Annotated in this window: 11 protein-coding genes; 2 read left to right on the forward strand and 9 right to left on the reverse strand. The window is 72.3% G+C overall.

Translation table 11 applies throughout. The annotated features are described in order from the left end of the window. Positions 1-38: 38 nt before the first annotated feature. From ACZ4Z1_RS18790 to ACZ4Z1_RS18815, 6 genes are read right to left on the reverse strand one after another with little or no spacing between them, the layout of a single operon-like run. A complete protein-coding gene (locus ACZ4Z1_RS18790) occupies positions 39-1,718 on the reverse strand; it encodes a serine hydrolase domain-containing protein (RefSeq protein ID WP_468487696.1) in 1,680 nt (559 codons plus the stop codon). Then, complete coding sequence (locus tag ACZ4Z1_RS18795; RefSeq protein ID WP_468487697.1) at positions 1,715-2,629, reverse strand: class I SAM-dependent methyltransferase; 915 nt, start codon at positions 2,627-2,629, stop codon at positions 1,715-1,717. Before ACZ4Z1_RS18795 ends, ACZ4Z1_RS18790 begins: the two co-directional genes overlap by 4 nt. After that, on the reverse strand, positions 2,626-3,774 hold the full coding sequence (locus ACZ4Z1_RS18800) for a Gfo/Idh/MocA family protein (protein WP_468487698.1): 1,149 nt from the start codon (positions 3,772-3,774) through the stop codon (positions 2,626-2,628). Before ACZ4Z1_RS18800 ends, ACZ4Z1_RS18795 begins: the two co-directional genes overlap by 4 nt. Then, positions 3,771-5,078, reverse strand: coding sequence for a B12-binding domain-containing radical SAM protein (locus ACZ4Z1_RS18805; protein ID WP_468487699.1), 1,308 nt, complete (start codon positions 5,076-5,078; stop codon positions 3,771-3,773). Before ACZ4Z1_RS18805 ends, ACZ4Z1_RS18800 begins: the two co-directional genes overlap by 4 nt. Continuing rightward, positions 5,075-6,196: a Gfo/Idh/MocA family oxidoreductase gene (locus tag ACZ4Z1_RS18810; RefSeq protein WP_468487700.1), complete on the reverse strand. Its 1,122-nt coding sequence runs from the start codon at positions 6,194-6,196 to the stop codon at positions 5,075-5,077. Before ACZ4Z1_RS18810 ends, ACZ4Z1_RS18805 begins: the two co-directional genes overlap by 4 nt. Continuing rightward, positions 6,186-7,841 (reverse strand): Rossmann-fold NAD(P)-binding domain-containing protein, encoded by a 1,656-nt coding sequence (locus ACZ4Z1_RS18815; RefSeq protein ID WP_468487701.1) that lies wholly within the window; start codon positions 7,839-7,841, stop codon positions 6,186-6,188. The genes ACZ4Z1_RS18810 and ACZ4Z1_RS18815 overlap by 11 nt, the downstream gene beginning before the upstream one ends. Positions 7,842-8,110: 269 nt before the next feature. Between ACZ4Z1_RS18815 and ACZ4Z1_RS18820 the strand changes: the two genes are divergently transcribed. Then, positions 8,111-10,888: a helix-turn-helix transcriptional regulator gene (locus ACZ4Z1_RS18820; protein ID WP_468487702.1), complete on the forward strand. Its 2,778-nt coding sequence runs from the start codon at positions 8,111-8,113 to the stop codon at positions 10,886-10,888. A gap of 178 nt (positions 10,889-11,066) precedes the next feature. Here ACZ4Z1_RS18820 and ACZ4Z1_RS18825 read toward each other — a convergent pair whose 3' ends face one another. The 3 genes from ACZ4Z1_RS18825 to ACZ4Z1_RS18835 form a co-directional block, all read right to left on the reverse strand. After that, positions 11,067-12,185 (reverse strand): trypsin-like serine peptidase, encoded by a 1,119-nt coding sequence (locus tag ACZ4Z1_RS18825; protein WP_468487703.1) that lies wholly within the window; start codon positions 12,183-12,185, stop codon positions 11,067-11,069. A 108-nt stretch (positions 12,186-12,293) separates the two neighbouring features. Then, positions 12,294-13,136 (reverse strand): chymotrypsin family serine protease, encoded by an 843-nt coding sequence (locus ACZ4Z1_RS18830; RefSeq protein WP_468487704.1) that lies wholly within the window; start codon positions 13,134-13,136, stop codon positions 12,294-12,296. Positions 13,137-13,166: 30 nt separating this feature from the next. Then, the gene (locus ACZ4Z1_RS18835) at positions 13,167-14,264 is read right to left on the reverse strand and encodes an alpha/beta hydrolase (RefSeq protein ID WP_468487882.1); all 1,098 of its coding nucleotides are present in this window, start codon (positions 14,262-14,264) and stop codon (positions 13,167-13,169) included. A gap of 187 nt (positions 14,265-14,451) precedes the next feature. Between ACZ4Z1_RS18835 and ACZ4Z1_RS18840 the strand changes: the two genes are divergently transcribed. Then, a complete protein-coding gene (locus ACZ4Z1_RS18840; protein ID WP_468487705.1) occupies positions 14,452-15,429 on the forward strand; it encodes a LuxR C-terminal-related transcriptional regulator in 978 nt (325 codons plus the stop codon). Positions 15,430-15,478: the final 49 nt, after the last annotated feature.

The following is a 15,478-nucleotide window of genomic DNA, read 5'->3' on the forward strand; positions in this document are numbered from 1 at the left end:
GGCGGTTGGCCGGCGGGTCGGGGGAGGAAGCCGTCGGATCACGCCAGGCCCAGGTCTTCGTAGAGGGCGTCGCCGATCGCGATCATGCGTTTCTGGTGCTCCTCCTGCCAGGTCTTGCCATTGAGGTGCAGCGCCACGACGAGCCCGGCGTCGGGGTCGGCGAAGGCCGCCGAGGTCCACAGTCCGTAGTGGCCGAACGTGCGCAGCGAGGCGTGGCGGCTGAAGGCCGTGCAGATCTCGCCCAGGTGGTGCGACTCGTTGCGGAAGCCCAGTCCCCAGTCGGCGTTGCCGAACGGGTCCACCAGGCCCACCCGGTGCCGCGCGGTGAGCGCCATGACGGTCTGGGGCCGCAGTACGCGGCCCACCCGGCCCTGACCGCCGTTCATCAGCGCCTCGAAGAACAGGGCGAGGTCGGACATCGGGCCGCGCAGGTTGAGTCCGGGGATGGGCCGGGTGCAGGACGCTTCGGTGGCGTACCAGTGGGTGGGCTGGATGGGGGCGCCGCCCCCGGCGACGTGGATCAGCGGCAGCCGGTCCGCCGTCCGCCGGTATTCCCGCGGTGTGAGGACCACTCGGGTCTCGCGCATGCCGCAGGGTGCCAGGACCTCCTCGGCGAGGAACCGCTCGTAGTCGCGTCCGTCGACCGCCCGGACCACCTCGGCGAGCAGGAACCACGCCCACCAAGGCCCGTACGCGATCTTCGCGCCCGGCCGGGCGTCGCGGGGCACCGTCATCGTGCGCAGCTGCTCGCGGCGGAGCGCCACGGGTGCGGCCATGGTGCCGTGCAGGGGGTCGAGCCCCATGGGGACGGCCGAGGTGTGGGTGAGCAGCTGGTACAGGGTGACGGTCTCCCTGCCGTCCCCGGTGAACCACGGCAGGTAGGTGGCGACGGGCCGCATCGGGTCGAGCAGGCCCCGCTCCCACAGCCGGCCGACGGCCACGGCGCCGACCGGCTTGGAGCAGCAGTACCAGATCGGCAGGGCGTCGCGGGTGAACGGTACGCCGGGCCGGCAGTCGCCGAGGGCCACGGACAGCCTGGTTCCCGAATCGCGGTGCAGCACGGCGAACTGCGCGCCGGGCGTGCTCCGGCCGATCTCGTCGCGCAGTACGGACATGGTGCGCGGCAGGTCCCGTTCGGCCTGCCTTCTCGCGTCCGCGTCCGGGTCCGCTTCAGCGGTGCCGGGCTCCGGCGGCGGGCAGGGCCGGCGGCCGGGCCCCGCGGACGGCTGCTGTGCGGCGGGCGGGCCGTGGCCCGCGGCCGGAGCGAGGCCCGCGGTCACGGCCCGCAGCCGGGCCAGGGCGCCGGCCCGGTCCTGTTGGAGCATGCGGTCCAGGAAGAAGACGAACAGGAAGACGCCTTCCAGACGCAACCCACCGTGTTCGAACAGCCGCACTCGCTGCCTGCCGTCCCCGAACAGCAGGACCGCGGCGTCCGCGACGCTCAGGGTGAGCACCAGGGTGGGCCGCTCGTCCCAGTCCCCGCCGGTGAACCGCAGGTGTCCCGCGGACAGGTCGGCCCGGACGAGAACGCGGTCGGCGGTGCCGGCGGGGGCGTCGGTGAGGCACAGTCCCAGGCTCAGCGCCGACGCCTTGTCCAGGGGGTCGGCTGCCGTCAGTTCGGCGGCGTGCCGGAGCCATCGCGGGGAGAAGAGGGGGCAGGGGGCAGGGGCGGTGGCCGTCGGGGCGTCGGTCTGCATCACCTCACCGGCCCCCGTCACGGCATCGTCTCCGTGGCCGTCGTCGGCTGCGTACGCGCGATCGTGAAGCGCACCGCCGAGGTGTTGGTCAGGCTCCCGTCGGGGGCCCGCAGCCGGTCGAGTTCGGCGTCGACCGCCGCCTTGGCGCGCTCCATCGACGAGGCCGGCACCCCTTCCCAGAACATCCGCCCGGCGGTGGACCACACCCAGTCCCACCACTGGTGCGTCCCTCGGAAGCGGGTCACGTACTGCTGCTCGACCGTCTCCACGGCGGCGTACCCGGACTCCTTGAGCATGGCGTGCAGCGCCTCGACGGAACGGAAGGGGCTGTCCTCGGGCAGGGCGTGCGAGGAGCCTGCCCGCCCGTAGGGCGCGCTGGCGGCGAAGACCGGGTCCCAGCGGGGGTCCGGCCGCCCCCACCAGGAGATGGCGAGCCTGCCCTGGGGGGACAGCAGTTGCCGGTAGCGGGCCGCGGCCTGGCGCGGGTGCGGGAAGAAGAACATGGAGATGCCGGCGAACACGGCGTCGAGCGACCCGTTCGCCGGCGGTGGCACGGCGTGTTCGCCGGCGTCCCAGTCGATCGTCTCGGCATCGGCGACCACCGCGTGGGCGTGCGTCAGGCCTGCCGCACGCAGCGCCTCACGAGAGCGCGCGACCATGCCGCAGGACAGGTCGACGCCGATCGCGCTGCCGGTGGAGCCGGTCGCCTCGGCCGCCGGGACGAGCACGGCGCCGGTGCCGCACCCGACGTCCAGCAGCCGGTCGCCGGGGAGGATGGCGGCGTGTCCGACGAGGCGCCGGCCCAGCTCGGCGAAGTGGCTGACCCCCACCCGCTCGTAGGTCGGCGCGCTGCGGTCGAACAGACCGGCGAGCGCGGTCTTGCGGTCCTGCGCGGTGTCCGTCACGGGTGGCGGAGGCGCGGTCTCGGTCACGGCGATGTCCTTTCGGTGGCGTCCGTCCTGCCGGCGAGGCCGGCGGGGCCGGTGGGAGCGGCACGGTGGGTTCGGACCGCAGTGCCGGCGCGGGCCGAGGCGTAGATCGCGGTCACCGCCTCCAGTGCCCGGCGCGCGCCGGGACCGTCGGCCAGCGGCGGACGGCCGTCGCGTACGGCGGCGCAGAAGTCGGCGATCTGGTCGCGGTGCGGCTGGTACAGCAGTCCGCCCTGGTCGCGCACCGGCTCGGCCGGCTGCCGTGGAAGGATGTCGGCGACCTGGTTGCCCGCCCCGAACGCGCCGTAGGCCGCTGCCCGTTCGCCGTCACGTGCCGCGTGGAAGTAGACCAGCTCGTCATTTTCGATCACCGCGCTGCCGCGGTCGCCGTGCACCGCCAGGCGAGCGGTGCAGCCCGGGTACGCGGCCGTGGTGGCCAGCAGTACGCCCCGAGCGCCGCTGGTGAACCGCAGGCTCGCGGTCGCCACGTCCTCGACGTCGATGCCGTCGTGTGCCAGCAGCCCGGTGTGCGCGGCGGCCTCGGTGACCGGCCCGGCCAGCCACTGGGCCAGGTCGACCAGGTGCACGGCCTGGTTGATCAGCGCGCCGCCGCCGTCCAGCTCCCGGGTGCCGCGCCAGGAGCCGGAGGCGTAGTACGACTGCTCGCGCCACCAGGGCAGTTCGACGACGAGGGAGGTCAGGCGTCCGAACCGGCCGTCGTCGACCGCGGACTTGACGATGCGGACGGCGGGGTCGAAGCGGTGCTGGGAGACGACGCCGAGGGTCAGACCACTGTCTTGTGCGGCGCGGAGCAGCCGGTCGGCGGCGGCGGGGGTGACGTCGATGGGCTTTTCGACCAGTACGTGCTTGCCTGCGCGCAGCGCCTGGACGCCCAGCTCGGCGTGGGTGCCGCTCGGAGTGCACACCGCTACGGCGTCGATGTCCGGGCGGGCGAGCAGGTCGGTGACGGTCAGTGGGTCGCAGCCCAGGGCGTCGGCCGCGTCCTTGGTGCGCCGTGGATCGCGGCCGGCCACCGCCGTCAGCCGGGCCGCGTCCGGCAGGCCCTCCCGCTCGTGGGTCAGCAGTCGCCCGAGGAAGGAGCCGAGCACACCGCATCCGATGATGCCGAAGCGCAGCACTGCGCTCACCCCGCCGCCGGGACGATGGCGTTGCCCAGATAGTTCGGCAGCTCGGTCAGCCTTGCCTGCTGGGCGTCCAGGTCGGTCGGGTAGGTGGCGCGGTAGTGCCGGGTGACCTCCTGCACCTCGCGCCACGTGGTCGGCGTCCGGCCGCCGTTGTGGGCGGGCGCGAGCTGGTCGTAGAGCGTGGTGCCGGGGCGCAGGTAGAGCTGGTTGATGCCGAACCAGGCCGGCAGTCCGGCGGCCCAGTCGACCAGCCGGCCCGAGACGCACGCCTCGTCGTCCGGCAGGCCCATGAGGACGAACGCGAAGGGCACGATGCCGGCGTCGCGCAGTTTGATCACTGCCTGGCTGATCTGCTCCTCGCTGACCCGCTTGTGCACGCCGGTACCGGCGATGGCGGGGGACTCGGCGCCCAGCCACATGCCCTGGCAGCCCGCCCGTGCCCACTGGGACACGTCGCTCTTGAGCACGATCTCCGCGCGGGTCTGCCCCACCCAGCCCAGGCCGCGGCCGTGCAGCCGCTCGCACAACTCGCCGTAGAAGGTGCGGTTGATGCCGAAGACGTAGTCGAGGAAGAAGACGAACTCCAGTCCCGCGGCCTGCTGGGCGTCGATCTCCGCCGCCACCCGGTCCAGCGGCTGGTTGCGCATGCGGGTACCGAACGGCAGGTGGCAGAAGGTGCAGCCGTACGTGCATCCGCGGGCGGCCAGGACCATGCCGCACGGGCCGGGGAGCGGCAGCCCGCCGGAGATGACCTCGGCGGTGTAGTCGGCGGTGGGCACCAGGTCGAAGGCGGGGAAGGCGAAGGCGTCGAGGGGGATGTTGGGGTACGGCCGCGGGCGGGGGGCCGGGGAGTCCAGCAGGTTGTGGGGAGTACTTCGGTCGCACAGCACCGGCCCTTCGGCGCCCGCCAGTACGTCGGCGACCGCGCCGACGGTGGCCGAGTCGGTCTCGCCGACGGCTATGTGGTCGACGGCGAGGTCGGCGCGCGTCGATTCGGGCAGGTGGGTGCCGTGCGGGCCGACCGCGATGGTGCGGGCCGAGGGGAAGCGGGCGACGGCCCGTTCCACGGCCGCCCGTACCGGATCCAGGTCGAGGGGGTAGCACTGGGCCCGGTCCGCGATGGCCGTGAAGACGACCAGCACGTCGTAGGCGTCGCCGGCCGGCGCGTCCTGGAGGCGCTGGTCCCAGATGGTGACGGAGTGGCCCGCGGCCCGCAGCTGTCCGGCCGCGGTCACCGCGTCCAGGGGCAGTTGGATGAAGTACTGGTCGAAGGGGTTGCTGGGGATGACGAGGCAGACGCTGCTCATGAGGGCTTCACTTCCACAGTCGGGTCCGGGACACGGGCGGATGGCGGCGCGCCGACGGGCAGCCGCTCACGGGTGCGGGCCAGGGCGGCGAGCCGGCTGATCCGGCCGATGCCGCGCAGGTCCGCCTCGGGGCGCGCCCCCGGGGCGAACAGCGCGGACAGGGCCCAGCGCAGGGCGTTCTCCATGGGCGAGTCGTGGATGAGCCATTCGCGGCCGCCCTCGGGCCGCCGCATGGTCAGCCGGTGCATGTTGCCGGGCAGGGGGATGCCGCTGGGCAGGCTGACCGGGGCGAGTTCGAGGGTGAAGTGCACCGGTCCGGCGTCGACCTGGACCAGCCGCTGCCTGCTCTCGGCGCCCGGCAGCGGACGGGGGCACCACGCGGGCACCGTCCAGCCGGGTGCCGCCCGGGGGCCGGCGATCGTCGAGTACAGCTCCACGGCGGGGCCGCCGTCCGGGCGGGACAGATCGTGGGCCGCGACGCTGGTCAGCTCCGGGTCGTGGGCGACCCGCAGGTCCCGTGGGTCCGGATCGGCGGTCAAGTAGCGGTGCTGGACGTCGCGCGGCAGGACCGTGCCCAACAGGGCGAGCATGTGCAGCCATTCGTAGCCGAACACACCGTAGTCACGGTCGACGAAGCGGCCCGCCGCGATGTCCGCCCGCCGGTCCTTGCCGAAGGCGATCCGGACGGCGTCGAGGGGGTGGCCGGGCGCCCACTCCTTCATGGCGGCCTTGAGCACGCCCAGTGCCGTGGCGTGCGCGTACTGGTTCATCACCACCAGCCGGGCCTCGTCGTACTTGGCGAGCAGCGCGGACAGTTCGGGGGCCTCCCAGGAGCGGCACACCGGCTTCTCCACCAGCAGCCGGGCGCGCGGGTCCCGGTCGAGCACGGCGGCGGCCGTCTCCAGGTGCGCGGCGGTCGGCGTGCACACCGACCACACGTCCACCGGCGCATTGTGCGGTACGTCCTCGATCCGGGCGACCGCGGTGGTGGCGGAGGGCAGTGCGGTGACGAGCGGGTCGACGACGGTGACGCGTACGCCCAGTCCGGTGAGCAGCCGGTGGTGCAGTCGGCCCGCCACGCCGTGGCCGATGACGCACACGTGGGTCCTACCGGGCATAGGTGTCTCCCGCGGGCGCGGCGGTGTCGTGCGGGCGGGTGCCGTCGGGCTGCCCGTCGCGCAGGTAGCAGTCGTAGTACGCGGCGAAGAGGCCCGCCTCGTCGATGAGTTCGTCGACGGCATCGAGGTGGACGCCAGGGGGGAAGGACTCCAGGTCCCGGCAGAGTCTCTTCGCCGCGAGCAGGGTTCCGGCCCGGTACGCGTCGTAGCCCCGGTTGGCGATGCCCTCGTACTCGAAGAGGTTGAGTGAGCGGCCGTCGCCGAGCAGGGTGACCGTCGCGCCGTGCGGCAGGCGGTGGCGGACCCCGACGTGCGGGACGGGTGTCGCCGTGGCGCCGCAGCGGCCCTCGCTGAGCACGCTGAAGTCCTTGGTGGCGAAGCCGGCCAGGAATGTGCCGTCGGGCAGCAGCGGTACGTCCTGCTCGGTGATGGCGGTGCCGCCGCTGCTGCCCACGACGAGGAAGGGCCGGTGCCTGGTGAGCGCCTCGGCGATGGTGCGGTGCGTCTCGAAGCCGTCTTCCGCGGCGGTGATGAGCGCCAGGATGTCGGTGTCGACGATGTGGACGCGGCAGCCGAGCCCGCGCAGGGCAAGCGCCGCGCGCTTGCCGAGCGTGCCGTAGCCGAGGAGCAGGACGTGCCGCCCGATGAACTTCTCGCCGGGGACGATGGCCCGCAGCCGCCGGATGCAGGAGTCGGCGATCTCGTTGTAGCCCAGGTGCGACTTCAGGCGTGAGCGGGCCATGTTCAGCACCGGGACGGCCAGCCGGCCCGGGGCGTTCCTGATGCGTTTGAGGCCGCTGACGGTGAGTTCGATGGCCGCGTCCACCCGCTCGACGAGGCCGTTGTCGCTGCCGCGGCCCTGAGCGAGCAGGCCGCCGTCGTCTATGACGAGGACCCTGCGGCCGGCGGCGTGCGCCCGGCGGATGAAGTCCTCCACGCGGGCGTCGACCGCCAGCGCCTCGGCGCGGGCGGACTCGTCCGCCGTACCGTTGATCACCGAGTTGTCCAGCACATCGCTGGCGTAGCCGCGATGCACGAACCACGCGTGCACCCGGTCGCGGTGCAGGGTGCGGTCGCCCTTGGACAGGGCGTAGATCCACTCGGGGTCGAGCCCGGCTCTTTCCATGGCGAGCAGGAAACCCACGCTGTTCTCCACGTAATGGTCACGGAAGACCAGGGCCCAGCCCGCGAGGGACGGTTCGGGGGCGTCGTAGCGGCTGAGCAGCGGCATCGCGGCGACGATGGAATCGATCTCGGCATCGGTGTAGCAGCGGGCCCGCCGGCCGAGCTCCTCCACGAGCGCGGCGAACACCGTCTGCGCACGGGGTGGCATCGGCCCGGACGCCGTCACCAGGACGCGGTGTTCGCCGGCCCCGGACAGGACGGGGTCGAGCGTGCCGGGCGGCCGGTGGGGCAGGGGGGCGCTGCGGATCGTCAGCGCGGTGTCCTCGACGCGTACGGTGCACCGGCCGGGCCCTTCGTCTTCCAGCCGCGCCGGTTCCCGGGGCCAGGTCTGGCCGGCGATCACCGTACGCACGGCCGCCAGGATCGCGGCGGGCTCCAGCCGGCCGTCCACGACCTCGAACGGGCCCGGTGGCCCGGAGTCCGGCGTCTCCGCCGCATGCCGAGTGTGACTCGAATCCACTTCAGATACCGACATATCTCCACCCACGCCAGGCGTGCATTCCTCGTGAGAACGGTCCGGTACGGCCGAGTCGGTGCTCTGTGCAAAGCGTCCGGTGATCGGCCTCGGCAGCTACCTTCCGCCGGGGGCCGACGACCGGGCATCTGTCGGGTTACGAGTCTTTCCGGGCGGCGCAGCGGGCCAGGATTACGCAATGAGATGGCATAAATCCCCGCTCATCAGTCAATGCATCAGTCGACGGGGGTGGTCGCGAAGAAAGGCAATCCGGCATGCTCGTCGGTCGGGAGCAGGAACAACGCGAACTGACGCGGATCGCTTCCGCATTGAGCGAGGGGCGCAGCGGCTCCCTCGTCATCAGAGGCGCGGCCGGTATCGGCAAGAGCGCGCTACTGCGGCAGATGGCACACGAAGTGAAACCGAACGTGACGGTGTTCAGTGCGGTCGGTGTCGAGAGCGAGGCCGAACTCCCCTTCGCCGCTTTGCATCAGTTACTCCTGCCCTTACTCACCTCTGTGGACCGGCTTCCGCCGCCCCAGAGCGTCGCCCTGCGCTCGGCCTTCGGCCTCCAGAGCGCCCCCGCCGACCGGTTCCTGGTGGCGCTCGCGGCGCTCACCCTCCTGTCGGAGGCGTCCCGCACCACTCCCCTGCTGCTCCTGGTCGACGATGCCCAATGGCTCGACGCTCCGTCGGCGGACGCCCTTCTGTTCGTCGCCCGGCGGCTGGGCGCGGAAGCGGTCGGCATCGTCTTCGCCGTACGCGACGGTTCGCGTCCCTTTCCCGCCCCGGGCCTGGCCGAACTGCACGTCGGCCCGCTTGCCCCGGCCGCCGCCGCGACCCTGATGGCCCGGCACCTGCCGCATGCCGCTCCCGCCACTCGCGACAGGCTGCTGCGCGCGGCCGGCGGCAACCCGCTGGCCCTGACCGAGCTGCCCCTCGCCCTCAGCCGCGCCCAGCTCGACGGCGCGGCGGCACTGCCCGAGGAACTGCCGCTCACGGAGCGGCTGCAGCGGCTCTACCGGCACCGGGTCAGCGACCTGCTCGCCCGGCCGGGCAATGCCTGCGTGCTGGCCGCGGCCGAGGGTGAAGGCGATCTGGTCGTCATCCTGCGCGCCGCCGGCGACACCGACCGGGCCATGGACGAACTGGCAGCCGCGGAGAGCGCCGGCCTGCTCACCCTCCATGAGCAGCGCCTGCGCTTCAGACACCCCCTGGTCCGCTCCGCCTTCTACCAGGGCGCTCCCCTGAGTATGCGCCGCGCCGCGCATATCGCCCTGGCCGGGGCTCTCGACGCAGGCGACGACCGGCACGTGTGGCACCGGGCCGCCGCGGCGGTGGGCCCGGACGAGCAGGTCTGCCACCTGCTGGCGGAGATGGCCGCCCGGGCCCGGCGCGCCGGGGGCGTCGCCACCGCCACCAGGGCTCTGCGCCGCGCCGCCGCCCTCGCTCCGTCGCCCCCTTTACGGGCCCGGCTGCTCATCGACGCCGCCGACTGCGCCTGGACCGCGGCCCAGACCAGCCAGGCCGAGGCACTCCTCAAGGAGGCGGAGCCGCTGGTGGACCGGCCGGCTCTGCGGGCCCGGCTGGTGCGGGTGCGCGGTGCCATCACCCATGCCTCCAGCGACCCGTCCGTAGCGTGCGCGGCGCTCCTCGAAGGCGCCGAACTGGTAGGGGACTCCGACCCGCACCTCGCCCGGGAGTCCCTGGCCATGGCCGCCCGCTCCGCTTGGGTCGCCGACGATCCCGGGCGTCTGACACACACAGCCGAGATGCTGGAACGTCTGGCCACGGCGGACGGCGGCCGATCCGGCGCATCGGAGGGCGAATCCCCCGACGCGCTGGCACGACACCTGCGGTACCTGAGCGGCTTCGCTGCCGACCGCACTGCCGCTCCCAAGAGTTCCGCCGGAGCCGACGCGCGCGGCGCCCGCATCCCCGACACCTGGATCCGTACCGACGACCCCCGCCCCTGGGTGTGGCCACCGACGTTCCTGCCCCACCTCCTGAACGCCACCCTGCCCCTGCGCGACAGCCTGGAGCGGGCGGTGGACACCCTGCGCCACAACGGCGCGATCGGCGCGCTGCCCATGTCCCTGGCGCCGCTCGTCGCCCTCCAGGTGGTCACCGGGCAGTGGTCCGAGGCCATCGCCCACGGCGACGAAGCCCTCGCCCTGGCCCTGGAGACCGGACAGCTCGGTGCCGCGAGCCACCTGCGCGCCATGCTCGCCTGGCTGGCCGCGGCCCAGGGCGACAGCGCCCGCTGCCTCCTTTTGGCGCAGGAGTCCCTGGATGTCGCCGTGCCGCGCCGCATAGCCAGCGCGGTGACGCTCGGCCACTGGGCGCTGGGCCTGAACAGCCTGGCCGAACGGCGGCCCGCGCATGCCGCGCAGCTGCTGGGTGAGGTCTGTGCGGTGGGCGGTGCGGCCGGCCACTTCATGCTGCGCCGCCTCGTCCTTCCCGACTACGTGGAGGCCTGCGTCCGGGCAGGCGAGCCCCGGCGCGCCGAGGAGGCGTTGCGGCGTATCGGCGGCCTCCACCCGCACGACGGCCCGCCCCTGCTCGCGGCCAGGCTGCGCTGTCAAGCCCTGCTCGCCCGGGGCGACCGTGCCGAAGAACTGTTCACCGCCGCCCTGGACAAGACCGGCATCTGTCCCTTCGAAACGGGCCGCACCCTGCTGCTGTACGGCGAGTGGCTGCGCCGCGAGCGCCGTATCAAGCTCGCCCGCAGGCAGCTGCGGCTGGCCGAGAACCAACTGCGCAGGACCGGCGCCCTGCCGTGGGCCCGGCTGGCCCGTATGGAACTGGCAGCGGCGGGCGACCGGTCCGCCCGGGCCGCCACGCCCGCCAGGGCCGCCGACGAGCCCTCCCTCACCGTGCGGGAACACCAGGTCGTGCACCTCGCGGCACAAGGACTGAGCAACGGCGAAATCGGCGCGCGCCTCTTCCTGAGCCCCCGCACCGTGGGCTACCACCTCTACAAGGCGTTCCCCAAACTCGGGGTGGGCTCCCGCGCCCAGCTCCGCGGAATGGCCTTCGACGAGGTGCGGTGACCGGCCACCTCACGACCGGCACCGTCAGACAACGCCCGACCGCCGGCCCTCGGCCGGGAAACCCGGCGGCGCCCCGCACAGGGGCGATCCGCCGGGAAACCGGTGCGCTGCCGGCTCCACCCCGCTTCGGCCGTCCTCCGGTCGGAGCGGGCTGCACGGCGACCAGGCGCCGACGGGCCTACGCCAGGCTGGCCGTCTGGGCGGCGTTGTAGACGGCCTGTTCCTCGGCACCGAAGTGGGTGGAACTCATGTTGGGGCCCTGTACCCAGCCGAGGATGCCGATGATCTGGGCGGGATCGTCGTAGCGGGAGAAGACCCCAACCTGGAGGCCCGCGCCGGTGGCGGGATCGAAGTTCTGCAGCAGGGCACCGCCGCTGCAGCCGGGTGACTGCGCGCCGGCCATCACGTCGTTGTAGTAGACGGGGTCGTTCCGGCTGGTGCCCTGGGTGACCATGAGGCTCCGGCCGTCGAAGGTCCGCTGGAGTGCGGCGGGCACGTTGCCGGGGCGGTAGTAGTTGCGTTCGTTGATGGTCGGGTAGCCGAAGATGTGGTGGGTCCGGTTCTGTGGCTGGGCGAAGCCGACCTCATGGCCTCCGGTGACCTCACCGATCGGGCGCGGGTCGTCGGGGCTGGCCACCAGGACCGCGGCCATGTCACGCCCCAGGAGCCAGTCGGCGCTCTGGCTCCAGGTGTTGGTGATCCACTGGCGGGTGACTCCCCAGACCCCGTACGGGGCGATGTCCTTGCCGGGGAGCTCCGTGCGGGAGGGGTCGCGGGGCAGGTTCGCTCCGTTGAACCCCGGTACGAAGACCATGTTGGTGGCGACGACGTTCCCGAAACCCACGTCGAGCGGGGTGTGGATGCGCAGGCAGTGAGCGGCGGTCAGTACGACGCTGCGGTTGGCGCTGTTCACCACGTTGCCGGAGCACGAGGACGTCGAGACTGCGCCGGTCTCCACGTCCGTGTACTCCATGAAGATCTTCCCGGCGGTACGGGAGACCAGCCCCTGTTTCCGCGGCCACGGCTTGCTGAGGTCGTCCCAGCCTCCGGGGGGCGGGGTCGCGTCCCGGTCTTCGTTGTTGAGGCCGGCGTCGGCCATCTTCCCCAGGGTCCAGTACTCCACCTCGGCCCTGAGCCTTTGCTGGTGGTCGGGACCGGCCGGGACCAGCGGGGTGAGCTCGAACGCGGGAACCGCGGCCGCTCGTGCCGGGGGCGCCGCGGTGAGCAGCGCGGCCACCAGCGTGAGCAGGCCGAGTACGGTGGTGATCGCACGTCTTGACGGCGTGGTGGTGAGCAATGCTTTCCCTCCTCGGGGTGGTCCGTGAAGACAGAACCGGTGGGAGTGGGACGATCAGCGTCGGCTTCTCCCCCGGCGGTGGCGCGCGTTCCGCGCCGGTGGCCGGCCTCAAGGGTTGTCGGTCACCTCGAAGCCCGCGCCGAAGACGCCGGCGGGTAGGGCGCGGTCACGGGCGCGCAGGTCGGCGAGGATGTTGGCCGAGCTGGTGTACTCGAACGGCGGCAAGGACAAGGTGATCGCCTTGGTGATCCCGGCCCAGGGGCCGGCGGCCTGGAAGTTGTTGTCCTGGGAGGGAAGCTCGGTTCCCGGTACGTGCCGGATGGCCGGGCCGCCCGAGTCACCCGTCAGGTTCGCGGCCGCCGACCGGTAGATGCCGCCGGTGTTGTCCATGATGGTGCCGAACCACACCCCCGTCTGGCCCGACACGATGAGTTCGTTGTCGCCGGTCGCGAGCAGCCGCTCGGTGTCGAGTGCGGGGTGCGGGGCGTTCGGGCTGGCGGTCCCGCCGGGGACCTCCACCTCGCCGGTCTGCTTCAGGTAGGGGCCCTGCGAGGAGAGCGTCACCTGCGGCACCAGCTCGATGATCATGTAGTCCTTGGTCATGTGCCCCGTGTCCGAGCCCTCGGGGTCCTTGAAGTAGCGCACGTGCCCGATCGGGCCGAACCCGGTGTCCGCCCGGTCGTACACCGGCGCGACGTCCTCGGGGATCTCGCGGTCCGCGTAGGTGCCGTCGGGGTCCTTGAGGCAGTGGCCTGCCGAAATGGCGATCCGATGCCCGTACTTGTCCGTACCCACCGCGCCGATCGTGCAGAAGGCGAACGGCAGCGACGGGCTGAAGAGGATCTGCATCCCGTTGTGGACGCGTTTGCCCGCCTCGGCCCGGGCGGCGCCGACCGCCACGGTCCAGATGACCGTGAGGCTCAGCAGCAGAATGCCCAGTCGTCTGATCATGAAAGCAACCCTGTCTGTCGGTGACGGAAGTCAGGCGGCTGCCGCGAAGGCCGCTTCGAGCCGCGGGACGAAGTCCACGAGGTCCTGGGCCCAGCAACCGCTGGTGTGGCCGCCGTCGCAGGCGGTGCCCCAGCCGGAGCCGTCGCCGTAGTCCACGTAGTGCGAGGGGTGACCGAGAGCATCCAGACGCTCCTTGGCGTGCTGGGACGCCGACTGCACCCAGAATTCCGGCTCGGTGGAACTGCCCTTGCCGTTGCCGGTGTAGATCGAGACACCCGTCCCGGCCCGTGCCAGCACGTCCATGTGCGAGACCGGGTCCGCCTCGTTCCAGCGCCAGTCGGCGCCCAGGATCGGGTACGGCGTGCCGAAGATCGCGTCGCTGGACACCGGGGGTCCGAAGTCGAGGCTGCACGTGGGGTCGGAGCTGCCGCAGAGCGGGGCGCCGATGTTGGTGAGCGTGGCGACGACGGCCGCGCGCATGACGGCGTGGTTCATCGAGAGTTCGTTGGCACCGGAGAGCGTGGCGACCTGGCTGAACAGGCCGGGGTGCCGCTGGGCGTAGTGCAGGGCGCCGAATCCCCCCATCGAGAGGCCGGCGACGGCCCGTCCCTTCTTGCTCGCGTCGGTGCGGAGGTTGGCGTCGATGAACGGGATCACCTGGCTGATGTGGAAGTTCTCCCAGTTCTGCGCGCCGGCGGCGGTTCCCTGGTCGAGCCAGTTGGAGTACCAGCCCCGTCGTCCGCCGTCCGGAATGACCGTGATCATCGACTGTGCCGCGGTCAGGGCGGGGTAGGCCAGGTTCGGGTTGCCCGGGTCGTCGGACGCGCCGTGCAAGAAGTACAGCACCGGGTAACGCTTGCCGGGGTGGGCGGCGTAGTCGCCGGGCAGCAGGATGCGGATACGGTGCTCACCGGCGACTTCGGGCGTGGTCACGGTGATCACGAAGTTGGTTGCGGAGCCGGTGGTGCTGCCGACCTGGGTCAGGCCGAAACCGTCGGTCATCTTTGGCGGTTCCGAGCCCGTGGCCTCGGCGCGTGGGGACGGCAGCCCCAGGAGAAGGAGGGTCGCGGCCACGGCGACGACTGCTGCCTTCACACGCAGCCGGGCGGGCGAAGCTGATCTCATCAGGTGTCCTCGGGGTGGGTTGAAGACCGTGGGACGGGTGATGCAGCCGGTCACCGGGAATCTCATCGCATCGCCCCGCGTGGCGCCATAGGCGCAGGTGGCGCAGTTGGGCCACTGGCGCGAGTGCGCTGACCGCGCAGTAGGCTCCGGGAGCCGGACGGTCCGGCCCCGGTACGGCGAGGGGGAAGTCGTGCACGACGTGTTGGACCCGGACTCCGACCGCGGACGGGTCTACCGGTCCCTGGTCGGTCACCCGCACCAGTCCGCCGGGCGGTTGGCGGCCCGGGCCGGACTGAGCGAGACCGCCGTCCGGGCGGTGCTCAAAGAACTCACCGCCGAGAACATCGTCGTGACGACGGCCCCCGGGACCGCGGAGGCGGAGGCCTCTTGGGAAGCGGCACCACCGACGCAGGTCGTCGAGGCGCTGCTGCAGCGCGATGACGCCTTGCGGACAGCGCTGCGCCGGACCGGCACGGAGCTGGAACGGCTCTACCGTTTCGCCAGGAGGGACGCCGGTCACTACGGCGCGCTGGAAGTCGTCGAGGACGCCGCGCGCATCCTGGCGGTCAGCCGGCAGCTCCAGCAGTCGGCGCGCCACCAGATCCGCGTCATCGACGTGCCGCCGTACTCCGGCACGTCCGACCACTATCTCGCGCAGGAAGCCCTGCAGCGCGAACGCATGGCCGCCGGAGTCGTCTACCGAGCCATTTACCACGGCTCCGCATTCGACGACCCCATCGCGTGGCCCAACATGGCCCGCATGATCGAGGCGGGAGAACAGGCGCGGACCCTGGACGATCCCCCCATGAAGCTGGCCATCTGCGACAGCGAGCTGGCGGTGGTCACCCTCCCCGCCGACGACCACTGCGAGGTCGTCTCCCTCCTGATACGTCCGTCCAGCCTGTTCCAAGCGCTGTCCAACGTCTTCGAATCCCTGTGGAGACTCGCCGTTCCGGTGTCGGCAGCGGGCATCGGTACGCAGATCGACGCCCGGGACTGCCAAATCCTCACTCTCATGGCCAGCGGTGCCACCGACGACGCGATCGCCAGGCACCTGGGAGTGGGCCGCCGCACTGTCGTACGGCGCGTATCCGCTCTCCTGGACAGGTTGGGCGCCACCACCCGTTTCCAGGCGGGAGTCCAGGCGGCCCGGCGCGGCTGGCTCTGAGGAGGCCGACGCCCGGTCTCGATGACGACGGCCACCCGGCCTGCACGAT

The organism is Streptomyces sp. NPDC030165 (genome assembly GCF_055573595.1).

Coding starts and splice junctions, on each gene's coding strand:
- ACZ4Z1_RS18820 (WP_468487702.1), top strand. CDS start 8,111: ATGCTCGTCGGTCGGGAGCAGGAACAACGCGAACTGACGCGGATCGCT.
- ACZ4Z1_RS18810 (WP_468487700.1), bottom strand. CDS start 6,196: ATGCCCGGTAGGACCCACGTGTGCGTCATCGGCCACGGCGTGGCGGGC.
- ACZ4Z1_RS18805 (WP_468487699.1), bottom strand. CDS start 5,078: ATGAGCAGCGTCTGCCTCGTCATCCCCAGCAACCCCTTCGACCAGTAC.
- ACZ4Z1_RS18830 (WP_468487704.1), bottom strand. CDS start 13,136: ATGATCAGACGACTGGGCATTCTGCTGCTGAGCCTCACGGTCATCTGG.